This window comes from Streptomyces sp. NPDC044704, assembly GCF_056433525.1.
The window spans coordinates 56,214-76,846 of record NZ_JBWKGY010000029.1 but is presented as its reverse complement, the minus strand read 5'-3'; the positions used below and the strand labels follow the sequence as shown (position 1 = coordinate 76,846).

The window sequence follows — 20,633 nt, the reverse complement described above, 5'->3', positions numbered from 1 at the left end:
GTGCGGATCGACCCGGACGAGCGGAAGGTCTACGTCGACCGGACGAAGGAACAGATCAAGGACGCTCCCGAGTTCCACCGCGACAAGCACATCGGCGACGCCGGCTACCGGGAGGAACTGGGCACCTACTACGGCACCGGCGCCCCCTTCGGCGGCCGCCCCGCCTGACCCCCACCCCAACGGTTTGGGCCCCGGCACCCTCAACAGCGTGCCGGGGCCCAAACCGTTGGCTGGCGCCTGCGGGCTTCTATACGGGGGTGTCAGGGAGGGCCGCGAAACCGGGTGCGCAGGCGGTGGGCAGGTTCGACGGGGTGAAGGGGGCATTGCTGGTGGTGGCGCAGGTGGCCTGGTGGAGGGTGCCGTCGCTGGCGAGGAGCGTGATGAACAGGTGCCCGGGATTCTCTTCAGTGACCGCGACGCTGGTGTCGTACACGCAGCGGGGGGCTCCGGGGACCAGTGCGAGGTTGATCCACACGCCGGGGTTGCGGCTGTCGTTGAGGAACGCGTGCCCCTGGTTGTCCGTGGCGGAGCGGAACACCGTCTCGAAGAGCCCGGAAGCAACGAAGTCCACCACCGTCGAGCTGACATCACGGCTGGTCTGGCACTTGCCGTCGATGCTCTGTTCAGCCGCAGCCGGCTCCGTCACCGGCGCCTTGGGCTCGGGGCCCTGGTACGCCGACGCGGCGGGCACAAGGAGTGTCCCGGCGAGTACCACGCCCGAAACCGCCGCCACGCCTCGTGCTGCCCAGGTGAGTGTTCGCATGTGTGCTCCGTCGTCCGTCAGGGCCGGCCGCAGGGTCCGGCTCGAGAGTGATGCGGGGTGACAGCCCCGGCCCGACGCGACCACGAGGGGCATCGAGCCAGGGCACGCGAGCCGGTGCGCGGACGGGGGCCGCGACTGCCTCGCAAGCACGAACGAAGATCGCACATGTGTGCCGTCGGCGCGGGGTGCCGGTCCGTCAGGTCACCCGTGCGAGATACGGACGGGCTCCGAATGGCGGCAAGAGAGCCCGAGAGCCCGAGCCTGCGGCCACGCGCCGGACCGCATCGGGCAACGTTCACGCTGACAGCCATGGCGGAAGCCCAGCGCACCGGCGGCCGCCCGCGGGTGTTCCGCGCGGCGGCCGCCTCCCCCAGCGGGAAAAACCGGTCCCTGCCGAAGGGGTTCGACGAGTGTTGTCAGACCTGGCCTCGCCACTGTCCGGTGGCCGAACCGCGGTCCTCGATGAAGTGCTTGAAGCGCTTCAGGTCCCCCTTGACCTGACGGTCGACGAAGCCCAGCTTGTCGCCGATGTTCTCCGCCATCCCCTCGGGGTCGAAGTCCATCATCAGCGTGACCTGCGTATGGGTGGGGTCGATGGGCTCGAAGGTCACCAGGCCGGACTGCTCGCTGTCGCCTCCGACAGTCACCCACGCCACCTTGGTATCCGGGATCTGCTCAGTGATCTCCGCATCGAACTCCCGCTCGACACCGCTGATCTTCGTCACCCAGTGCGTGAGCGTGTCCGTGCGCTGTTCGATCCGCTCTACCCCGGCCATGAACTCCGGGAACGACTCGAACTGCGTCCACTGGTCATACGCCGTACGGACCGGAACGTCGACCTCGATGGACTCCTTGACCTGTGACATGACCTGTCTCCTTCGATCTGGGCTGTGGTGAGGCGGGAGCGGGGGGCTCTCAAGCCTGTCCGGCTCCCGCAAAGGCACCGGCATCCGTGCCCGTTCACCACGCGCCTGCCCCGGCAACCAGCTCGTGACTCCCCGAACGAGCCCACTTCCCAGACCAGGCAGACTCCAGCAGTCGCGGACCGGGCGAAACCCTGACGGCCTTGCTGAGCGTGCAGCCGAGCGCGGCAGGGGCCCGCTGGCAGTTCACCTCTCAGCGGGCCCTGCCGGCTGCGGCCGTCTCCGCGACGGGCGGCTTGTGGCTATCGGCCGCTGTGGTCGATGACGTTGCCGTTGGCGCAGTTGTTGGCGTGGTCTCCGACCCAGTCACCGAGGACGGGGACGACGGCGACTTCCTGGAGGCAGACGGCGGCTGCGGTGAAGTTCCAGTTGTTGGCGGCGTTGACGCCGCCGCCGAAGTTGGCGTCGTTGTCGGCGTGGGCGGGCGCGGACATGGCCGCCGCGGCGAGCGCGACGGCGGCGATGGTGATGATCTTCTTCATGCCCGGTGCAACGAGGCAGGCGAGCGTCGGTAACCCGGATCACCCGGATACTGCCCATGCCCATGCCCGTCCCGCTCCGCGTCCCCCTCCCGCCGCGCCCCGGGAACTCTCACCGTGCGGCGGTGGGCGGTGGGGCAGTGTTCGTCGCGGCATTCGGATGCACGGCGTCGCGGAGCGTCCGGAGGCGGGCGACCAGTTCACCCAGCTGTTCGGAAGTGAAGAGGCCCGTGAACCAGTACTCGATCTCCTCCAGGTGGTCGGACAGCACTTCGCGCAGCCGGCCCTCGCCTTCCGGGGTGAGGACGGCGTAGGTGCTGCGCCGGTCGTCGGGACTCGCCTCTCGGCGTACCAGGCCCCCGCGTTCCAGGCGGTCGACCACTCTCGTGACGCCACTGGTTGACAACAGTGACTGGGTGGCCAGGTCGCTCATCCGCAACCGCCCCCCGGGGGAACGGCTCAGCCGCGTCAGCGTGCCGAAGTCCAACGACGAGAGGCCCGCCTTCTCCAGGGTCGGCGCGAGACGCGTGAGCAGGCCGTCGTGAGCCTCGAAGAAGAGGCCGGCGGCCGTCAGTCGGGGGTCGTCGAAGAGGTCGGGGTGCATGCGCTCACCCTAGCTCAAAACATTTGCCGCGCGGATAGTTGACGCGAGGAATACCTAGACGGTAGATCTTTACCTGCCGCGAGGATATTCCTCACGGCAACTAAAGTGGGTGTCGCCGACACCCACCTCCCACCCCGTTCCGCACCAGGAGTCCCCATGACGCCCACATGGACCGCCGCCTTCCGCTCCGCCGTCCTCAGCCCCCACGAGAGCATCCAGATCAAGTCCTCCCGTGCGTTCCACGACCAGACGCTGCGTCAGATCCTCCACCTCGACGGCGGCGGCGAAGCGCTGCGCATCCTGTTCAGCAACGAGTACGGCAAGAAACCCCTGATCATCGAGGCGGCGCGGCTCGCCATCAGCACCAGCGGCAGCGCCATCGATCCCACCACCGACACCGCACTGCGCTTCGGCGGCGCAACCGAGGTGGCCATCCCCGCCGGCGAGCGCCTGCTCAGTGACCCGATCGCCCTCGCGGTATCGGCCGGCACCGATCTGGCGTTGACCCTCTACCTGCCCGAGGAAACCGGTCTCGCGACGTACTCCCACACCCCGTCGCAGAACGCCTACGTGCTGCCCGGTAACGCCCTCTCCGCGGACTTCGCCCAGGCCGAAGAGACCGACGGCCGCTACTACGTCACCGGCGTCGACGTCCTGGCTCCCGAGGGCACGGCAGTCGCCGTTGCGTTCGGCGACTCATGGTTCGAAGGGGTCGGCACCTCGACCGGTACCAACCAACGCTTCCCCAACCAACTGAACCGTCGACTCGGCAAGGGCTGGGTCGTCAACCAGGGCATCGGCGGCAACCGCCTGCTGACCGACGAGGTCGGGCTGCGCGGCCTGGCCCGCCTTGAACGCGATGTACTCCAGGTGCCGGGCGCCACCCACGTGCTCTTCCACTTCGGCCTCAACGACTTGGGCCTGCCCGGCATGACCGGCGAACCCCCGGCCAGCGCGCCGGACCTGATCGCGGGCTTCACCGAACTCGCCGAACGCGCGCGTTCGGCCCGCCTGGCCACCATCGGCATGACCATGGGCCCCTACGCCGGCACCATCTACCCCGGCATCGACACCCCCGAAGGCCGGGAGATACGCCGCGAGGTCAACGCGTGGATCCGCACCTCCACCGCATTCGACTCCGTGGCCGACATCGCGGCCGCCGTCCAGGACCCCGACGCGCCCGACTTCATCCGTGCCGACCTCGACAGCGGTGACCACCTCCACCTCAACGACGCGGGCGCGCACGCCATGGCCGGTGCCGTCGACCTCGCGAACCTGCGCCTGTGAACCCACGCCACGCATCGCCCCGCTAGACCCCTGCGTGTGTGGCGTAGTCATTCCGGGCCGGTGGTTGCGGCGCGTTCGCGGCGGGGGAGGGCGTTGCGCAGGCGGATGCCTCCGAAGCCCAGGGTGCTGGCGGTGACGGCGTCCCAGAAGTCCCACAGGTTGTCCAGGACGCGGAGCTGGATCCCAGCGTCCCGGTGTAGTTGAAGCAGGTCGCCGACCGGTTCGGCGGGTCCCAGGGGTTCGACGGGGCTGGTGCACACGTAAGCGTGGGGGACGGGTTCGCCGATGGGGCGGAAGGGGCCGGCGGGGAGGCGGTAGGCGAAGAGCTCCACACTGAGGAAACGCTCCACCCACCCGTATTCGATCGCGTGGACCCGCCGGCCGCCGCCGGGGCCGAGGATGAGCTCCGTGTCGCCCGGGGCCGTGGCGGGCAGGGTCCAGGCCATGGCGCGGGGGCACTGGCGGGGAAACCAGTAGTCGGGAGCCTGCACGGCGTCAACGGCCCACACGACAGCCTCCGCATGCCGGGCGGTGGCCGCGATGTGCGGGCGGAACAGGGTGATCGTCGGGTCTTCCGAGAAGTGCAGCACTTCCCCGGCCTGTGGACGCATGAACCGGTTCTACCAGCCGATCCGCATGCCCCAACCCGTACGCGATCAATGCGGAGCGCGCAGGGTGCGATCCCGGGACGGACGGCCCCTGCACGGACGCGCGTTTTCCCCGGGGCCGGGAGTGGGCAGGGATGACTGCGTAGACCCTCCTCGGAAAGATCGGCGGAAGCGTGAGCAATCGGCAGAGCGGAACGGTGAAGTGGTTCAACGACGAGAAGGGGTACGGGTTCATCACGCCCCAGTCGGGTGATGATCTCTTCGTTCACTTCAAGGCCATCCAGGCTGACGGCTTCAAGACCCTCAAGGAAGGGCAGGCCGTCACGTTCGTCGCCACCCGGGGACAGAAGGGCATGCAGGCCGAAGAGGTTCAGTTCGCCTAGATGCTGAACATCCTCACCGAGGACCGCTCGCCCACTCCGCCCCCAACTGAGCGAGGCGAGCCGGCGTCCGACGTCCTCGCCGTGCAGGATGACCCCGGGCACGACGTCCTCAAGGCGGGCGCCGCCCGCGAGGAGCTGGCGAGGTAGGCGTGGTGTCGCTGCCAGTCGACTGTCCACCCGCCTTCTCGCGCTGAAGGGCCGGGACCGCTCCTGCGGTCCCGGCCCAGACGTATGCCGGTCAGCGCTTGAAGACGTCCTTGACCTTCTCCTTGGCCTCGCGGGCGTCGCCCGTGGCCTGCTCCGCGCGGCCCTCGGCGGTCAGCCGCTCGTTGCCCGTCAGGCGGCCAGCGGTCTCCTTGAGCTTGCCCTTAGCCTGCTCGCCCTTCGCCTCGGCCTTCTGCTCACCAGACACAGCTGATCACTCCCTCTTCGGTGGAAACGCCTTACGCAACCCCGTATGGCCACCGGAAGCCCTCGTAAACGTGGCCGGCGAAACGACAGGCCCCGCCCGGCCTCATGGGGGCTTCGATATCGCCCAGCTTGCTACCGGGGGAGGCGAGCGCGGACGGTCTTGCCGCCTCCGGGCACGGGCGGGACGACGGTGGCCGGGGCGAGGTCGTTCGCGCGGCTGGATCTGTCCGCGGCCGTCGTCCAGAGCAGTCCCCGGCACTCAGGCAGAGGATCCGGTGCTCGCCCTACGACGGGTCGGCGGCCGCATCGTCGCCCGGGGCTCGGGTGAGAAGGGCGCGACCCTGCCCGGGGGTGGGGGCTGCGAGTTCGAGGGCGGGTGGGTGCCGGGAGGTGGCCGGTGCATCCCGCGATGGGCGGGGCTGGCCGAGGCGGCATGCGGGCCGGCGGGGTGGGTGAGGCGAAGAATCGATACTGCATGTGCGTTCGAGTGAACGCTGTGGGTGGCGCTCGGGATTGCCTTGTGGGGGCTGTCAGGATGACGCCGCGGCTCAAGTTGCAATGTCTGTGCGATTGCCGCGCAAATGTTCTAGTCGGCCAGGTAGTCGTCGCTGTCGTGTTCGATCGTTCTCGTCTTACGGGCCGCGAGGGGATCTGCCGGGCCGGTAATGCGGGCGGCCCCCGTTCTGTTGCGGCAGGCAACTCGCCCATGCCCCCCGGCAGTCACTGGCATCCGGCGGAGACCTTGGATTCCTGCCCGGACGGCGAACTGGTTGGCCTCCACTCACCCAGGAGAGATTCCCATGACCTACCGCACCCGCGCTTTCATGGCGGCCGTCGCCACCACGCTGGCGGTCACGACTCTCGGTGCCGCAGCACCGGCCGTGGCCCTGGTCACGCCGAACACATGCGGCGGTGCCATCTCCGACTACACGGGCACCACGACCCCGCCCGTCCCGTTCACCGGCGAGCTGTCGGTGACCGTCGACGCCGTGACTAGCAAGTACGCGGTGACCGTCACCTCACAGGCGCCGAACAGCAACATCCTCCAGGTCAACGTCACCCTGCCCTCGGGCCAAGACGTCTCCACCACGTCCAGCTTCACCCTCGACGTCGACAACCTGGGCAAGGGATCGATCCGGTTCGGCTCGCCGACCGGGATCGCGTTCAGCAAGGGCGTGCTCTGTGAGAGCACTAGTCTGCTGGGATCCCGCACCCGCGTCACCAAGATCACCGGCAAGATGACCGACCCGACGCCCGGCGTGAACAAGCTCGGCGACTTCACCATCAGCCGGCCCGCCCTCTGATACCGGAAACAGCGTGGGCGGGCCGGTCGGCCCGCCCACCCACGCTGCCCGTAGTCGCGCCGGGGGCGTTTCGCCGGGGCTACATGTCCTGGATGTCGCTGATCATCAGGGTGGCGAGTTGCACGTTGAACATGACCGTCTTGGTGCCTTCATCCTCGAACACGAACTTCACGAGGACCTTCTCGTTCTCCGCGGTGGCACTGTCGTGGTTCACCGTCCAGCCCGTCGGAGTATCCTCCCGACGGAAAACGCCATTGGAGTCCTGGTTCTTCTCCTCCCACGCGTAGAGGGCGGTGTCGAACTCCTTGGTGAAGTACTCCTCCCGTACCTGGGCGGGAGTCTTGCCCTCATTCTGCTGCTGCAGGACCGCGTCCTTGTAGTGGATGACGAACGTGTTGACGAACGTCTCCGCCCTGGTAGACGGCCGTGCGGCAGTACTGGCGGACAGCTGGTGGGGGTGTGCCTGCGCAGGCGCTGCCAGCAGGCTGGGACCTGCCAGCAGCATCGCGGCGCACGCGCCGATCATGGCTCCGCGCAGCTTCGTACGGTGGGACATGCGAACCTCTCCGAGGTCGGTGAGAACTGACGCGAGCACCCTCCCAACCCCCGCCGACCTGCGATATCGGCCATCCGGGGGTGAGCCTCGCCCCGATCCGGAGCGGGCCGGGCGCCCCCCGGCACCCCAAGAGGGGAAAGGTTCCCGCACCGGCCCGCTCGTCCCCTCACTCCACGCGCAGGAGTACCCGTACGGCTGGTGGTACACGGGGCGTAGAACCATGCGGTCTCGCATGTCGGCGACGGGCCCGGATCTCAGTCACTCACTCAGGCGCGTTCAGTGTGCCTGAGAAGAGCGGGTCAGGGCCGGAACGCCGTCGCTCTCCGCCAGGGTGAGCGTTGAGAGCTTCGTCTTGTGCGCGTCGCCGCTGGGTGTCTTGTCAACCATGCCTCTGCGGAGATGAGGGCGGCCGGTACCCCTGTGGTGGAGGTACCGGCCGTCCTTTCTGCGGCTGTCGTGGGGTGAGTCTTCGTTAGCGGAAGAAGGCGAGGAGGTCAGCGATGAGGCCTGCGGCGGGGAGGAAGGCGGGGGCCAGCAGCATGTGTGTCTCCTGTTTGTGGTGGGGGACTTGAGTACGACGGGCATGCCTTGCGTGTCACGGCGGAGTTGATCAAGCCACTCGGACGGGGGCATCCGTGCTGGTCTTGGAGGCGGATCCGGAAGGGCCCGGGTGGGGGAGCGGGGCGGACCCGCCCCAGTGGGTTGTAGGCCCGGACCCCGTGAAATGGGGTCACTCATGCCTGCGGAGCGGACTGTTCGGGGTGGAGCGAAGTGGAACTCCGAACTGGTCCGGAACGAAGCGCACGGCACCGGGTTCGTAGAGCCGGCTCGTTGAAGAGGCGTTAACGGGTGCGGAGTGCGGTGTGGGGCAGTGGTTTTTCGGTTGGAGGGTTGTGTGAAACTACCGACTGCATACAGATGGGCCGTTGAGGCTGTGGGGGAATTGTGCGACTTCGGTCAATAGTGACGTTTTGCGTGATTACGGCCTTCGTGGCCGGTTGTGCTGGTGAGTCCGACAAGCCGGAATCCGGTACTGGCAGTGGTGGGGGCGTTAAGACTTCACCTTCCACTTCTGGCAGTGGAGGCAGTGCGGGGAGTTCTCCTTCCGCGCAGATTGTGGGTTGGTCTTCGGCGCAGGAGGCGGCCGAGGAGGTGAAGAAAGCGATGCTGGGCGCCGGAGTCAAGCTGGATCAGCCGAAGCCGAAGAGGGAGGGGGAAACGGTGATCGCCCTGTTTGCGCCGCATGACAAGGAATCCTCTCTGGGCGCGTTGAAGAAGGGCTTTGATGAGCTGTCGGCTAGGGACTGGAAGCCTTCAGAGCGAAGCTCGGAGACCTTCCTGCACTCGGAGAAGGGTGGGTGTTCAGCGATGAGCCCCACTGATTTCGAGAGCAAGCGTCCGAATCTTCAACCCGACCAGGACGTCATCTTGGTGACGGTGCTCTGTACCAGGGGCTAGGGCCTGTCGTCAAACTCCCGTCTGCCCCGCGACGCCTGGCACGCGCTCTCGCCGCACCGGGCGAAAGCCAAGTACGTCCAGTACGCGGGCTTCCGCCCGGCGCACCGAGAGCACGCACCAGACGCCGCAGGGCCGCCCTCCGGGCGACGACGGGAGTTTGACGACAGGCCCTAGGGGCTGTCCCGTATTTGTCCGGTGCGGCATCAGGCGGAGGGCGAGCCGGGTCATACTCTTCACTCGGTGATCGGGCGCGCCGCTCGAGTGGTCGGCGTCGGCTCACGCCGATGGAGTGCTGAGTTGGTGTGGTCACCGGCGCGTCTCGTAGAGGTTGGATCAACTGTGTGGATTGAACTCGTCGAGGCCCTTCCCGGGCCCGCGGTCTTTCAGCCTCCAGTGTCAGAGTCGGCGCTGCTCCGCTGCGCCTCGTCCCTTGGGCATCCGCTGCCTGAGGACCTGGTTTCGGTGCTCCGGGAGAGCGACGGCATCGAGGGTGAGTACGGAGACGGGCTCATCTGGTCTGCCGAGCGGATCGCCACCGAGAACCGGACCCTTCGCGATGACGGTGAACTCGCCACCCTCTACATGCCGTTCGATCCGCTGCTCTTCTTCGCGGACGCCGGCAACGGTGATCTGTTCGCCCTTCTGCCTGGCCTGCGGCGGCCCGATGTCTTCGTCTGGAACCACGAGGACGACAGCCGTACCTGGGTGGCACCGAGCCTGGCCAAGTACCTTGAATGGTGGCTGACGGGGCAGATCAATCTTTGACAGCTCGGCTCACAGAGCCACCGGGGAACGACGAGATGCTCTTGGCGTGGCTGGTGTGATCACGGCGTCGGAACCGTCCTGGACAGCCCCGTTCACTGGGCCGATCCCCCGTGCCAGAGCCGGCCGTGGGGCCCTCCGCTGAAGGATCGGGCCCTGCTGGTTGCGGCCTGCTGGCGCACGAACCTGACCATGCGGCAGCTCACTCCGCTGTTCGGGGTGTCCAAGTCGGCGGCGGACCGGATCATCGACCACCTCGGTCCGATGCTCGCGCTCCAGCCCCGCAAGCGGTTCGCCAAGGACACCGTGCTCATCGTGGACGGCACCCTGGTCCCCACCCGCGACCACACCATCGCCCAGCGGTCCAAGAACTACCGGTACTCCGCCACCACCAGGTGGTCATCGACGCCGACACCCCCAGGACCTCGGCCTCGCCCCAGCTACGGGCGCCCACCCGGACCCACGCAGTCAGCGAACCGGGCCGTATCCCAGCCTGCCCGCCCCTACCCTGAAAACCCCAGGGCACGACGACGGAGAGGACCCGGTGCGGACGCGAAGGCAGCTGCTCGCGAACCTGGCGGTCACCGCGGCGGCCGCCATGGGAGCCCCCCTCGCCGGCGCCACCCCGGCCGAGACCGAGGAGGCGCAACTCGGCGAGACGTTCGTCGCGGGGCTGCGCGACGCGTGCTGGGCCTCGGCCACGCGGCCCCAGACACGCCCCCGGACCGCCTCCCGGCAGCACTGCACCGCGCCACGGCAGACTTCAACGACTGCGCGTACTCCAGCCTCGCCCTACGCCTTCCACGCCTGATCTCCGCCGGGCACCAGGCCAACAGCGACAACTTCCCCCTGCTGGCACAGGCCTACCTCCTGGCGACACGCATCCTCGTCAAGCTCGACGAGCCGCGACTCGGCTGGACGGCAGCCGACCGCGCCCGGCAGTTCGCCGCCGCCGGCGGGGTACCCGTCGCGGTCGCCGAAGCGGCCCGCCAGCAGGCCGTCCTCGCCCGAAAGGCGGGACGGCACGACCAGGCCCTGACTCTCGCCCTGAACGCCGCCGACGATCCGGCCCTGCGCGAACTCGGAAACGCCGGGATCGCCCAGCGCGGCCTGCTCGTCCAGTGCGCGGCCTACACCGTCGCCCACCAACGCGACCAGGCCGGCATGCGTGAGCTGACCAGCGAGGCCACCGCCATCGCCGACAGCCTCGGCGCCAGCACCCACCCTCCCCACCACGGAGCGGCGCGCACTCTACTTCACCGACCGCGCGAAGGCCTTCGCGCAATGGGGCCAACGAGACGAATGCATCCGGGCCCTCCTCCAGGCCGAGTACGGGGCCCCTCAGGAAACCCACGCCCGCCCAGCTGTGAAGTCCCTCGTCTCCGGCCTGCTCCTCTCCGGACGGATCACACCCGAGCTCCGAGGCATCGCCGCCCGCAGCGGAGTCCTGCACAGCGGGCGGCGAGCGGCTACCACATCACCGGAAGCCGCTCGGGGATCCGCTTCATGAAGCCCGTTCGCCAGACCAACTGGCTTACTGGAACGGCGAGTTCGAGGTCCGGCAGTCGGTCCAGCAGTGCCTCCAGGGCGATCCGGGCGTGGACGCGTCCGAGTGCGGTGGCGGGGCAGTAGTGGGAGCCGCCCCCGAAGGAGAAGTGGTCGGCGGCATTGGCGCGGTCCAGGCGGAAGCGGTGGGGGTCGGCGAAAGTCTCCGGGTCGAAGTTCGCGCCCTCGACCAGCACCAGGACCAGCTCCCCCCGTTTGACGTCGACATCTCCGAGCCGCACGTCGGCGAGTGCGAGCCGGGGAAGGGCGTCACCGATGGAAAGGTTCACCCGCAGCAGTTCCTCCACGCCCGCGTCGATCAGATCGCGGTGGTCCCGCAGCAGGTCCCAGGTGGTGCGGTGGGTGAGGAGGTGCACCACAGCCATGGTGAGGAAGCCGGAGGTGGAGACAGTGCCGGCGCCGAACATGGTGACGCCGACGGTGGCCAGCATCTCATCGGTCAGGTGCGCGTAGTCCGGGTTGTCACGCAGGGCGGCGAGTTCCCCCATGAGGCCGGTGGTGGCGGGATCGTCCATCAGGAAGGTCATGCGGGCGATGTCGCGGTCCCAGTTGATCTTCGCGCCGGCGATCGGGCAGGCGGAGTTCATGAACGCGATGTCCAGGCTCCGCAGGAGCGCAGGGCCCTCGCTCTGCGGGATTCCGAGGATGCGGCAGTGCAGACCGGCGGAGTACGGCTCGCAGAACGCGCCGCGCAGGTCGGCCGTGGGGCCGTCCTCGACGAGTCGGTCGACGAGCCGCCCCGCCTCCTGGCGCAGCCACCGCACCAGTCCGGGCGCCTTCGGGTTCAGCGCCTTCATCACCGCCCTGCGCAGCCCTGAACCGGCGATGTTGCCCATGTTGTTGACGACCTCGGGCGGGATCGTCAGGGCGTACTGCCGGGGCACGCCCGGCGCCGAGGTGTCCTTCAGCGAGAACCGGTCGTCCGTGAGGACCTGTTTGCACAGCCGGTACGAGGACACCAGCCACGCCTCGTCCCCGGCGATCGTGCGGACCCGTCGCACCGGGGTGGCCGCGCGCAGTAATGCCAGCTCATCGGGGAGCCGGCTGCCGTCCCGGGAGAACGGGAAGTCGAGCAGGTCGTGGCTGCCGACGGCCGGGGGCCGGCCGTTGGTGGTCGTGGTCATGCGCGGGCTCCTTCGGCGGGGGTGACGATGGCGTGGCCCTGGTTGCGGGAGGCGCGCAGGCCGGCGCCCCGGGAGTAGAGGAGTTCCGCGAGCGGCAGGAGTCGGTGGTAGCAGTTGAGCGAGGACGGCACGCCGATGATCGCGGGAGTGTCGAGGAACAGTGGTGCCTCGGCGCACACGTACTCCAGGCATACCGCGCGCTGCCGGTCGGTCGCCTCCTGCCCTCCCGAGGTGAGGAACCGGCTCACCAGCTCGTCGCAGGCCCTGCGGAGGTCGGCGTCGGTCTCCAGGCGGTGCTTCAGCTGCCGGTGGATCTCCCGGTAGGCGGTGTTGGTGCGGAAGTCGGACACGGGACGCCAGCGCAGCCGCGCCCGGGCCGGACCCGCCGCCGACGCGGCGTCACGCAACTTCGCCCGCAGGCCCCGCAGGTTCTTCGCCGCCTTCTTGCGGGCGTCGTCGGGGCCGTACCCGTGCGCCTCGTACATCTCGGCCACATGGAGGTCGGTGTAGACGAAGTCGACCTGGTCGTAGTGGTGCAGGCCCCAGGCGGCGAGGTCGTGCAGGCGCTGGGCGGAGAAGTAGCTGTTGCCGGGCGAGACGCCGATCACGACGTGCGCGCCCTCGTCGCGGATGACCTCGCAGTGGCGCGTGTAGGGCTCCACCCGGAACGCGTCGGCCATCGACGGGGATGCTGTGATCACACGCGTGATCCTCCACCGCGTGCTGCTGCCGGACGAGCCCCGTGCCCGCCGGCGTGAACGCCACGGACTCGTCACTCTAGCCGCAAGGCATTGATACACACGGTAACGGAAGGGCTGCGGCCGAGTACGGACTGACCATCAGGCGACAGCGGCGCCGCACAGGATCGCCCTGCCCGGCCCCGGCCGCGGTGGTGTCGCCGGCCGATGCTGGGCGGCCGGATTCACCGAAGAATCGAACCTGTGCCCTCCACCTCGTCAGCGCCGAGATGACTGGCGCGCCCGGGCGACCACCTGGCAGACGGGCCGCGGCTCTGCACCGTCGGCCCGGGCGCGGAGGCCGCCGCCCTGCACCGTCGGCCCGCGTGCCGCGCGGCGGGCGACGCGCTCGCAACAGGCGGGTGTCGGTGCTGGGTCCATGCGTACGCCGAGGACGTCTTCGTCGTAACTGTCCATGCCGGGACAACCTCGTGCCGCGGGCTCCGGCACTACCGCCGTCTAGGGCTGCGGCGTCGGGGTCCGGTGTGCCCCGACAGCACGGGCACCTAGGCAGTGTCTTCAAATGATCATCACTGGTGGATCATGGTGTCGTGATACGTCGCCATGAACTGTCTGATGCCGAGTGGGAGTTCGTCAGGCCGTTGCTGCCCGTGTCGGTGCGGGGGCGGAAGCGGTTGGACGACCGCAGGGTCCTGAACGGGATCGTGTGGAAGTTCCGGACCGGGACGGCCTGGCGGGATGTGCCTGAGCGTTATGGTCCGTGGGCCACGCTGCATACGCGTTTTCGCAGGTGGGCGGCGGACGGGACGTTCGACCGGATGCTGCGGGCCGCCCAGGCGAAGGCGGACGCGGCGGGCGACATCGAGTGGCTGGTGTCCGTCGATTCCACGGTCGTCCGGGCCCACCAGCATGCGGCGGGGCCCGAAAAGGGGGCTCCGCAACCCGGCCATCGGCCGGTCCAGAGGCGGTCTGACCAGCAAGATTCATCTGGCCTGTGACGGCCGGGGCCGTCCGCTCGCCTTCGTCGTCACGGGCGGCAACACCAACGACTGCACCCGGTTCACTGCCGTGATGGAAGCGGTCCGGGTGCCCCGGATCGGACCTGGGCGACCCCGCACCCGGCCCGATCACGTCCTGGGTGACAAGGGCTACAGCTCGAAGGCGATCCGCGCCTGGCTCCGCCGCCGGGGCATACCGCACACGATTCCCGAGCGGACCGACCAGGTCGGCAACCGGGCCCGGCGAGGCAGCCGCGGTGGCCGCCCGCCGCTCTTCGACCGCGAGGTCTACAAACACCGCAACGTCGTGGAACGGTGCTTCAACCGCCTGAAGCAGTGGCGCGGCATCGCGCTATGACAAAACCGCCCAGTCCTACGAAGCGGCCGTCACCCTCGCATCACTCCTGATGTGGGCGTGACATTTGACGACAGAACCTAGGCGCCCCCTGCCAGCGGGCTTTCGCGGAGCTCGCGTACACGCACCGCGGCCGGCCCGCCGCCGAGGTCCTGCCCTGGTGCGGGCCGAGGACCGGGCGCTGCTGGGCTTCGCCCCTCGCGGATCAGCGGGAGCAGGTCCGCGCGGTGAGTCGCGGGGAGCCGTACATTCTGCGCGTCACCGTCACCTGACCCGGGAGCACGATGTCAGGTGCCGCGCAGGAGCGATCCGGGCCTGCGGCGCTCGTTGGCGAACCACTGCGCGATGTCTTCGAAGGGCTCGGTGACCTGCCGGTCCGCGAAGTCTTGTTGGAGGCCGCTCGGCCGTTGGGGTCGATGTGTTCCGGTGGCTCGGGCGGCAGCTGGTCGCCGTGGAACCAGAGCGCGGTGACGGGCTCGATGGTGGGCGGCACGCGCGGCGTGAGGCTGAGGCCGCATGCAGGCTGCCCGGGCCTCGTGTGGGGCCGGGCAGCCCGGTTCCGGGAGTACGTGCGGGCTGCCTCCGCACACCGCTGTCGAGTAGTTGGGGATCCCAACCGCACGGAAGATCTTCGGAGGGAACCAGAAATAAGGGGTCCTGAGGCACGCAACGCTCCCGAGCGCATACCCACGTAACCCCATTCTCCAGCCGTAGTGTTCTCCAACGCCGTGCTCGCGGACGGCGGGCCCGACCTGGATGCACTGGAGCTGGTGTGCCCGCCGGTGTTGTGGGGAGCGTGGGGCAACCTCTCCGAGGTGCGCGAGATGATCGGAGACCGGGGGCCGGCCACGCGGGCCGACCCGCCGAGGACCGGCGAGCCGGGCGTTCGCTACGCGAAGGTTGTGACGATGCCGGATGTGGGGGTGTTGGTCAGGGACGGCCGAGGGTTCGGGTGATCCAGCCGGCATCGCGCCACTGGTCGGTGTTGAGGGTGCCGCGGGCGTCGATGACCTTGAGGGTGGTGGTGCGGGTGGCGAGGCGCTTGGGGTCGATGGTGGTGAAGTGGTGCCACTCGGTGAGGTGGAGGAGGAGGTCGGCGTCGTCGACGGCGGCGATGGGGTCTTCGACGTAGTCGAGCTCGGGGTGGAGCTTGCGGGCGTTGTCGAGGGCCTTGGGGTCGGTGACGGTGACGGTGGCGCCGAGGTCGTGGAGGGCCTGAGCGACGGCGAGGGCGGGCGCGTCGCGGACGTCGTCGGTCTCGGGCTTGAAGGCGGCGCCCCAGACGGTGATCCGCTTGCCCCGCAGGTCGCCTCCGAGCTCACCGCAGGCGAGGTCGATGACGCGCTGGCGGCGGCGGGCGTTGACGGCGGCGGCTTCGCGCAGCATGCCGACCGCCTGGCAGGCATCGAGCTCGTCGGCGCGGGTGATGAAGCCTGCGAGGTCCTTGGGCAGGCAGCCGCCGCCGAAGCCGAGTCCGGGCCGCATGCCATGGCGGCCGATGCGGTGGTCGTGGCCGAGGATGTCGGCGAGCTCGGCGACGTTGGCGCCGGAGGCTTCGCAGACCTCGGCCATCGCGTTGATGAAGGAGATCTTGGTGCCGAGGTAGGAGTTCGCGGCGCCCTTGGCGAGCTCGGCGGTGGCCCAGTCCGTGACGATCGTGGGCGTCCCCGACTCGATGATCTTCTCGAACGCCTGACGCAGGAGGGCTTCGGCCCAGGAGTGGGTGGTGTTGAAGCCGAGGACGAGCCGGTCGGGGCGGAGGGTGTCGTCGACCGTGGAGGACTCGCGGAGGAACTCGGGGTTCCAGGCGACCTCGACGAGATCGCCGGCGGGGGCGTACTCGCGCAGGATGTCGGCGACGCGGGGTGCGGTGCCGACGGGGACGGTGGACTTGACCGCGACGACAGCCGGGGTTGTCAGGCCGGGGGCGAGGCGGCGGACGGCGTCGAAGAGGTGGGTGAGGTCGTAGGCGTCGGTGCCGGGCTGGTTGGGGGTGCCGACGCCGATGAAGTGCAGGTCTGCGAAGTCGGCGGCCTCGGCATAGGAGGCGGTGAAGCGGAGCCGGCCGGTCGCGGTGTGCTTGGCGAGGAGCCCGTCCAGGTCGCGTTCGAAGAACGGGGCCTTGCCGGAGTTGAGGGTGTGGACCTTGTCGATGTCGGAGTCCATGCCCAGGACCTCGTGGCCGAGTTCGGCCATGCAGGCGGCATGGGTGGCGCCGAGGTAGCCGCATCCGATGACGGTCATCTTCATGAGCGGGGTTGTCCCTTCGGGTGGGGCCGTCGTGGGCGGCCCCACCGTTGCCCCGCCCGGAAGGGCGGTGCGTCAGGAGGGCCTGGCGGCCAGGCAGCGGTAGATCCCGTCCCGGATGAACGGCGGGATCGTGAGGATGTCGAGGTAGTCGGGGGCGAAGAACTGGAGCTTGACGCCCTCGGAGAGAAGCAGGTCCGTCTCGTCGCCGTCCCAGGAGCCGGAGAAGAAGGTGATGATCTGACCGGAGCCGCGGTGGTCGGTGATCTCGAACAGCTCGGTCAGGTTCTCGACGGTCAGACCCGCTTCTTCGTCGAGCTCGCGGACGATGGCGTCGGCGGGGGATTCCCCGGGGTCGCAGCCGCCGCCCAGGACGGACCAGTGGGCGGGCCAAGCGATCTCGGGGAGGTCGTCGCGGAGATGGAGGAGGAGTTCGCCGCGGCGGTTGGTGACGATCGCGACGGCTCCGCGGGCGGCGGCCGGCTCCTCGGTGGCGGTGTTCTCGGAGTGCATCCCCTCACCGTAGTAAGGGGGTTGGGGATCATGCGGCAGCCTTCACCGTCTGGTCCGAAAACCATGCGGCGGCCATGAGGGCCTGCATGCGAGTGCGGTCGAACCGGCCGCCGGGCTGCAAACCCCCCTCGAGGAGGGGGCGGAACGCGGGCGGGGCGTCGGTGAGGGCCATGCGGATCTGGGAGTCGGCCCAGGCCGCGAGGCTGTCGTTGAGCCAGGACGGGACCGGGGAGGCGAAGCCGAGCTTGTCCCGGCTGGCCCAGACCTCCTTCGGCAGGCCCAGTGCCCTGGCAGCGTCCCGCAGGATCCGCTTGCCCTGAGCCGGATCGGTGATCTTGTAGTCGACTGGCAGCCGGTAGGACAGCTCGACCAGGTCGCGGGCCAGGTAGGGGGACCGGCGCTCGAGCGCGTACGCGGAGGCGAGCTTGTCGCTGGTCATCACCAGTGGCCTCCAGGCCGTCGCCAGGTCCGCCAGGGTCAGGCCGCGGGCCAGGTCCCCGCCCGCGCGGGCCATCGCGTCGGCGACGAGATCACGGAGGCGGCCGTCGGGGTCCGGGCCGCGAAGGATCAGCCGGGTGACCGCCTCCGCCGGGTCGAGGAGTTCGCCGGCGGTGTGCATGAGCTTGGAGGCCAGCGGCTGGTAGGCGTCGAGCCCCGCGTTCAGGACGGCATCGGGGCCGAAGAGGACCAGGGCCTGGCGGACGTAGCCCATCAGGAACTCATCCGGCCCGAGCCCGCCGATCACGACCCGCAGGCCGAGGTCGGCGATCTTCCGGTAGGCCATGTGCTCGGAGAACGTGGACGCGTTGCCCATCGGGTAGTCCTGGGCCCGCATCATGTGCGGCAGGGCCCGAGTGAAGTCGACGTGGCCCGGCTCGACCACGACCAACTCGGCCTTTATGTCCCGGGCGATCACGGCCGCCTTGGAGGACTCGTCCAAGCGGTCCTGGCCCGGGTAGCGGACCGTGACGCAGACCGGGGGCCGCATCAGGTAGGCCAGCACCGCCGAGTCCAGGCCTCCCGAGAGGAGGAGGGCGAAGTCGCAGGCCGGGGACCGCAGCGGGATCTGCTCGGCCAGGATCGTGGAGAACCTGGCCAGGGCTTGGTCGTAGGTGCCGCCGTATGCGGCCCTGTCTTCCAGGTGCCACCAGGTGATCTGGTCGATCGAGCCGGTGGTGACGTCGAAGGCCAGCAGCGTGGCCGGAGCCAGCAGCTGGATCCCCTGGAACGGGGTGTCCACGCCGGTCGGCGTCTCGATCGCGGTGACCTCCGGCCGTAAGACGAGCGGGGCCGGCCCGTAGCCGGTCAACGTGGTGACCTCGGAGGCGAACGCGAGCCGGCCCCCGTCCAGGCGCCAGTAGAGCGGCTTCTCCCCGAGCCGGTCGCGAGCCAGGAACAGCTTCGCCGTCCGCGGGTCGTAGACGGAGAGGGCGAACATGCCGTCCAGTCCGTCCAGGCAGGACGGGCCGATCTTGGCCCAGGCCCGCAGCAGGAAGTGGGCGTCCGACTCCCGCTCGCTCACCTTGATACCCCAGGCGGCGGCCTGCTGTCGCCAGTTGTAGATCTCTCCGTTGAAGGCCAGCAGGATGCCGGTATCCCGGTCGAGGTAGGGGCCGGGCATGGCCTGCGGGTCGACGATCAGGAGGGTGTTCATGGCCAGCACTGCCCGTCCGTCCCGGGCGGCGGCGTGCATGGTGCCGTCCGGGCCGCGGTAGCGCTGCGAGTCGCCCATCGCGGCGACGGTCTTCTCGTGCCGGAGAGCGTCGCCTCCGGCCAGTCCTGCGATTCCGCACATCTGGTTCACCCCCGAGCGTGAAGTCGTGGTGCTTGACGGCCGTCGCCTCCGGGAGCCCCTTCCTGGCGTCCCGGCGGCGGCCTGTGCCCTCATCACACCTCCCCGGCCCGCAGGCCGGGCAGGGCTCGCAGGGGGGCTCACAACTCGCAAAGCAGGTTCACCCAGGGTTCCGAGGGCAATACCCTCGGTGGCTCCAGACGCGGAGAGGCGAACGGCCTCCCCGTGCCCTGCCGGAATGCGTACGACTGAAAATGCCCAGTCGACGCGGCCCGGACTCGTGGCGTTTCCTCGTCAGCAGCCATGTTGCTGACCTGGTGGAAAAGGGGATTCGGGTGGCTTCGACCAGCCGCCGGAAGCGTCCGCCCAACGCGGACCTGGACCGGCTCATCGAGACCTCAGGCGCGAGCCACAAGTCTCTGGCCCTGCGGGTCAACCAGCTCGCCCAGCAGGCCGGGCTCACGACGGACTACTCGCATACCTCCATCGCGAACTGGTGCCAGCGGGGCATGATCCCCAAGTGGCCGGTGCCCATGTTCCTGGCTCAGGCGATCTCCGAACGGCTCGGCCGTCCGGTGGCACTTGACGAAATCGGTATGGGCGATGCGGAGGCACCGGACGCGGATGTGGGGTTGGATTTCCCGCGGGACCGTGCTGACGCGGTCCGAGTGGCCACCTCGTTCTGGAGCTTCGTGAACCGCCGCGACTTCTTAACCGGATCCGGCTTCGCCGTCTCCGCGTTCACCACCCCCGTGACCCGCTGGCTGGTCACCCCCGCCGACGAGGCGGCCGATGTAGCCGGCGGGAAGAAGCAGGTCGGCCGGGCCGACCTGGAAGAACTCCGTGACGCTGCCGACGAGGCCCGCCGCTGGGACTCCAAATACGGAGGCGGCAACTGGAAGGCCAACTCCGTCACCGTCTGCCTCCAGGAACGGGCCGCCCCGCTGCTGCGGGGCTCCTTCACCGATGCAGTCGGCCGCGACCTGTTCTCCGTCACCAGCGAGCTGTCCCGCCTCGCCGGGTGGACCGCGTTCGACGTCGGCCAGCACGACGTCGCCCAACGGCACTTCATCCAAGCCCTCCGCCTGGCCCGCGCGGGCGGCGACGTGCAGCTCGGCTGCTATGTCCTGACCACCATGGCCATGCAGTCCCTGCTGCGGGGCTTCGGCTCCGAGGCCGTCGACATGGCCCAGGGAGCCTTCGAACGGGCCAAAGGCCAGGCCGCCCCGCGTGTCCTGGCATTCACCAAGCTGATCGAGGCCCGTGCCCACGCCCGGGAGAGGGACGCCAGGGCCGCCGCACGGGCCCTGGCCGCCTCCGAAGACCTCTTGGGCCAGGCCGATGCCACAAGCGGTTCAGAACCCGCCTGGATCGACTTCTATCACCACGCCCGCCTCTCCGCGGACGCCGCCGAGGTCTTCCGGGACCTGAAGAACCCCAAGGCGGCCCTGGCCTGGAACCAGCGGGCCGCGGCGATGCCGTCCGGAGTGTTCACCCGCTCCGTCGGTATGCGGCTGGCAATCGTGGGGACCGCCCACCTCCAGGCCCGCGACCTCGACCACGGCTTGGACCTCGGCAACCGGTCCGTGGACATCCTCGCCCGCGTCCAGTCCTCCCGGGCCAAGGACTACGTCCGCGAGTTCAACACCGCCCTCACCCCCTGGCGCCGCGAGCCGGCCGTCCGCGAGTTCATCCACCGCACCCGAACCGAACTCGGAATCGCCGCCTGAGCACGTTCGCCCGTATTCGCCCGCCTCCTTGAAGAGGGAAGTACGTTCTTGTTGGCGATCGTCTTCTTCAGC

21 protein-coding genes and 3 pseudogenes are annotated in these 20,633 nt (G+C 69.2%); 11 read left to right on the top strand and 13 right to left on the bottom strand.

Going from position 1 to position 20,633, the window contains the following annotated elements:
- A pseudogene (locus AC07B0_RS37535) lies at positions 1-168 on the top strand (PRC-barrel domain containing protein); the annotation flags it as partial.
- 79 nt (positions 169-247) lie between these two features.
- Here the strand turns inward: AC07B0_RS37535 and AC07B0_RS37530 are convergent.
- The 4 genes from AC07B0_RS37530 to AC07B0_RS37515 form a co-directional block, all read right to left on the bottom strand.
- A complete protein-coding gene (locus tag AC07B0_RS37530; protein WP_478900246.1) occupies positions 248-763 on the bottom strand; it encodes a hypothetical protein in 516 nt (171 codons plus the stop codon).
- A gap of 416 nt (positions 764-1,179) precedes the next feature.
- The gene (locus AC07B0_RS37525) at positions 1,180-1,629 is read right to left on the bottom strand and encodes an SRPBCC family protein (RefSeq protein WP_356877624.1); all 450 of its coding nucleotides are present in this window, start codon (positions 1,627-1,629) and stop codon (positions 1,180-1,182) included.
- Positions 1,630-1,928: 299 nt separating this feature from the next.
- Complete coding sequence (locus AC07B0_RS37520; RefSeq protein WP_356877625.1) at positions 1,929-2,168, bottom strand: hypothetical protein; 240 nt, start codon at positions 2,166-2,168, stop codon at positions 1,929-1,931.
- A gap of 109 nt (positions 2,169-2,277) precedes the next feature.
- Positions 2,278-2,769: a MarR family winged helix-turn-helix transcriptional regulator gene (locus tag AC07B0_RS37515; protein WP_478900245.1), complete on the bottom strand. Its 492-nt coding sequence runs from the start codon at positions 2,767-2,769 to the stop codon at positions 2,278-2,280.
- Between the two features lie 156 nt (positions 2,770-2,925).
- On the opposite strand from AC07B0_RS37515, the gene AC07B0_RS37510 reads away from it, so the two are divergent.
- Positions 2,926-4,056 carry a GDSL-type esterase/lipase family protein gene (locus tag AC07B0_RS37510; RefSeq protein ID WP_478900244.1) on the top strand — a complete coding sequence of 377 codons (1,131 nt, stop codon included), beginning with the start codon at positions 2,926-2,928 and terminating at the stop codon, positions 4,054-4,056.
- Between the two features lie 47 nt (positions 4,057-4,103).
- Here the strand turns inward: AC07B0_RS37510 and AC07B0_RS37505 are convergent, their stop codons facing one another.
- Positions 4,104-4,667 carry a DUF6886 family protein gene (locus AC07B0_RS37505; protein WP_469383125.1) on the bottom strand — a complete coding sequence of 188 codons (564 nt, stop codon included), beginning with the start codon at positions 4,665-4,667 and terminating at the stop codon, positions 4,104-4,106.
- A gap of 170 nt (positions 4,668-4,837) precedes the next feature.
- Here AC07B0_RS37505 and AC07B0_RS37500 point away from each other — a divergent pair, with 170 nt between their 5' ends.
- Complete coding sequence (locus AC07B0_RS37500) at positions 4,838-5,047, top strand: cold-shock protein (RefSeq protein ID WP_356877629.1); 210 nt, start codon at positions 4,838-4,840, stop codon at positions 5,045-5,047.
- Positions 5,048-5,194 (top strand): hypothetical protein, encoded by a 147-nt coding sequence (locus tag AC07B0_RS37495; protein ID WP_478900242.1) that lies wholly within the window; start codon positions 5,048-5,050, stop codon positions 5,192-5,194.
- Positions 5,195-5,285: 91 nt separating this feature from the next.
- Here AC07B0_RS37495 and AC07B0_RS37490 read toward each other — a convergent pair whose 3' ends face one another.
- Positions 5,286-5,459 carry a CsbD family protein gene (locus tag AC07B0_RS37490; RefSeq protein WP_356877631.1) on the bottom strand — a complete coding sequence of 58 codons (174 nt, stop codon included), beginning with the start codon at positions 5,457-5,459 and terminating at the stop codon, positions 5,286-5,288.
- 799 nt (positions 5,460-6,258) lie between these two features.
- On the opposite strand from AC07B0_RS37490, the gene AC07B0_RS37485 reads away from it, so the two are divergent.
- Complete coding sequence (locus tag AC07B0_RS37485; RefSeq protein ID WP_469383129.1) at positions 6,259-6,762, top strand: hypothetical protein; 504 nt, start codon at positions 6,259-6,261, stop codon at positions 6,760-6,762.
- 79 nt (positions 6,763-6,841) lie between these two features.
- Here AC07B0_RS37485 and AC07B0_RS37480 read toward each other — a convergent pair whose 3' ends face one another.
- Positions 6,842-7,318: a hypothetical protein gene (locus AC07B0_RS37480; RefSeq protein WP_469383131.1), complete on the bottom strand. Its 477-nt coding sequence runs from the start codon at positions 7,316-7,318 to the stop codon at positions 6,842-6,844.
- A 975-nt stretch (positions 7,319-8,293) separates the two neighbouring features.
- On the opposite strand from AC07B0_RS37480, the gene AC07B0_RS37475 reads away from it, so the two are divergent.
- The 4 genes and pseudogenes from AC07B0_RS37475 to AC07B0_RS37460 all read left to right on the top strand — a co-directional run bounded on the left by AC07B0_RS37475 (position 8,294) and on the right by AC07B0_RS37460 (position 10,349).
- A complete protein-coding gene (locus AC07B0_RS37475; RefSeq protein WP_469383133.1) occupies positions 8,294-8,776 on the top strand; it encodes a hypothetical protein in 483 nt (160 codons plus the stop codon).
- 339 nt (positions 8,777-9,115) lie between these two features.
- Positions 9,116-9,541, top strand: a complete 426-nt coding sequence (locus tag AC07B0_RS37470; RefSeq protein ID WP_469382683.1) for an SMI1/KNR4 family protein — start codon at positions 9,116-9,118, stop codon at positions 9,539-9,541.
- 46 nt (positions 9,542-9,587) lie between these two features.
- A pseudogene (locus tag AC07B0_RS37465) lies at positions 9,588-9,954 on the top strand (transposase family protein); the annotation flags it as partial.
- Positions 9,955-10,082: 128 nt separating this feature from the next.
- Positions 10,083-10,349: a hypothetical protein gene (locus AC07B0_RS37460; protein ID WP_469382684.1), complete on the top strand. Its 267-nt coding sequence runs from the start codon at positions 10,083-10,085 to the stop codon at positions 10,347-10,349.
- On the opposite strand, the gene AC07B0_RS37455 is transcribed toward AC07B0_RS37460, so the two are convergent.
- The 3 genes from AC07B0_RS37455 to AC07B0_RS37445 form a co-directional block, all read right to left on the bottom strand.
- Positions 10,331-10,762 carry a hypothetical protein gene (locus AC07B0_RS37455; RefSeq protein WP_469382685.1) on the bottom strand — a complete coding sequence of 144 codons (432 nt, stop codon included), beginning with the start codon at positions 10,760-10,762 and terminating at the stop codon, positions 10,331-10,333. The two genes, AC07B0_RS37460 and AC07B0_RS37455, sit on opposite strands and share 19 nt — an antisense overlap.
- A 245-nt stretch (positions 10,763-11,007) precedes the next feature.
- Positions 11,008-12,228: a cytochrome P450 gene (locus AC07B0_RS37450; protein WP_469382686.1), complete on the bottom strand. Its 1,221-nt coding sequence runs from the start codon at positions 12,226-12,228 to the stop codon at positions 11,008-11,010.
- Positions 12,225-12,929, bottom strand: coding sequence for a cyclodityrosine synthase (locus AC07B0_RS37445; protein WP_469382687.1), 705 nt, complete (start codon positions 12,927-12,929; stop codon positions 12,225-12,227). Before AC07B0_RS37445 ends, AC07B0_RS37450 begins: the two co-directional genes overlap by 4 nt.
- 590 nt (positions 12,930-13,519) lie before the next feature.
- On the opposite strand from AC07B0_RS37445, the pseudogene AC07B0_RS37440 reads away from it, so the two are divergent.
- Positions 13,520-14,343: pseudogene (locus AC07B0_RS37440) on the top strand (IS5 family transposase).
- Positions 14,344-15,209: 866 nt separating this feature from the next.
- On the opposite strand, the gene AC07B0_RS37435 reads toward AC07B0_RS37440, so the two are convergent.
- The 3 genes from AC07B0_RS37435 to AC07B0_RS37425 form a co-directional block, all read right to left on the bottom strand.
- A complete protein-coding gene (locus tag AC07B0_RS37435) occupies positions 15,210-16,529 on the bottom strand; it encodes a UDP-glucose dehydrogenase family protein (RefSeq protein WP_478900241.1) in 1,320 nt (439 codons plus the stop codon).
- Positions 16,530-16,601: 72 nt separating this feature from the next.
- The gene (locus AC07B0_RS37430; protein ID WP_478900240.1) at positions 16,602-17,039 is read right to left on the bottom strand and encodes an NUDIX domain-containing protein; all 438 of its coding nucleotides are present in this window, start codon (positions 17,037-17,039) and stop codon (positions 16,602-16,604) included.
- Between the two features lie 28 nt (positions 17,040-17,067).
- Entirely contained in the window at positions 17,068-18,834 is a 1,767-nt protein-coding gene (locus AC07B0_RS37425) for an asparagine synthetase B family protein (RefSeq protein WP_478900239.1), read from the bottom strand.
- 332 nt (positions 18,835-19,166) lie between these two features.
- Here AC07B0_RS37425 and AC07B0_RS37420 point away from each other — a divergent pair, with 332 nt between their 5' ends.
- Positions 19,167-20,561, top strand: a complete 1,395-nt coding sequence (locus tag AC07B0_RS37420; protein ID WP_478900238.1) for a sporulation protein — start codon at positions 19,167-19,169, stop codon at positions 20,559-20,561.
- Positions 20,562-20,633: the final 72 nt, after the last annotated feature.

What these genes read in the sequence shown, in the direction of transcription:
- AC07B0_RS37480 (WP_469383131.1), bottom strand. Translation starts at nt 7,318, where the DNA reads ATGTCCCACCGTACGAAGCTGCGCGGAGCCATGATCGGCGCGTGCGCC.
- AC07B0_RS37435 (WP_478900241.1), bottom strand. Translation starts at nt 16,529, where the DNA reads ATGAAGATGACCGTCATCGGATGCGGCTACCTCGGCGCCACCCATGCC.
- AC07B0_RS37525 (WP_356877624.1), bottom strand. Translation starts at nt 1,629, where the DNA reads ATGTCACAGGTCAAGGAGTCCATCGAGGTCGACGTTCCGGTCCGTACG.
- AC07B0_RS37515 (WP_478900245.1), bottom strand. Translation starts at nt 2,769, where the DNA reads ATGCACCCCGACCTCTTCGACGACCCCCGACTGACGGCCGCCGGCCTC.
- AC07B0_RS37495 (WP_478900242.1), top strand. Translation starts at nt 5,048, where the DNA reads ATGCTGAACATCCTCACCGAGGACCGCTCGCCCACTCCGCCCCCAACT.
- AC07B0_RS37485 (WP_469383129.1), top strand. Translation starts at nt 6,259, where the DNA reads ATGACCTACCGCACCCGCGCTTTCATGGCGGCCGTCGCCACCACGCTG.
- AC07B0_RS37520 (WP_356877625.1), bottom strand. Translation starts at nt 2,168, where the DNA reads ATGAAGAAGATCATCACCATCGCCGCCGTCGCGCTCGCCGCGGCGGCC.
- AC07B0_RS37505 (WP_469383125.1), bottom strand. Translation starts at nt 4,667, where the DNA reads ATGCGTCCACAGGCCGGGGAAGTGCTGCACTTCTCGGAAGACCCGACG.
- AC07B0_RS37425 (WP_478900239.1), bottom strand. Translation starts at nt 18,834, where the DNA reads ATGTGCGGAATCGCAGGACTGGCCGGAGGCGACGCTCTCCGGCACGAG.
- AC07B0_RS37430 (WP_478900240.1), bottom strand. Translation starts at nt 17,039, where the DNA reads ATGCACTCCGAGAACACCGCCACCGAGGAGCCGGCCGCCGCCCGCGGA.
- AC07B0_RS37510 (WP_478900244.1), top strand. Translation starts at nt 2,926, where the DNA reads ATGACGCCCACATGGACCGCCGCCTTCCGCTCCGCCGTCCTCAGCCCC.
- AC07B0_RS37450 (WP_469382686.1), bottom strand. Translation starts at nt 12,228, where the DNA reads ATGACCACGACCACCAACGGCCGGCCCCCGGCCGTCGGCAGCCACGAC.
- AC07B0_RS37530 (WP_478900246.1), bottom strand. Translation starts at nt 763, where the DNA reads ATGCGAACACTCACCTGGGCAGCACGAGGCGTGGCGGCGGTTTCGGGC.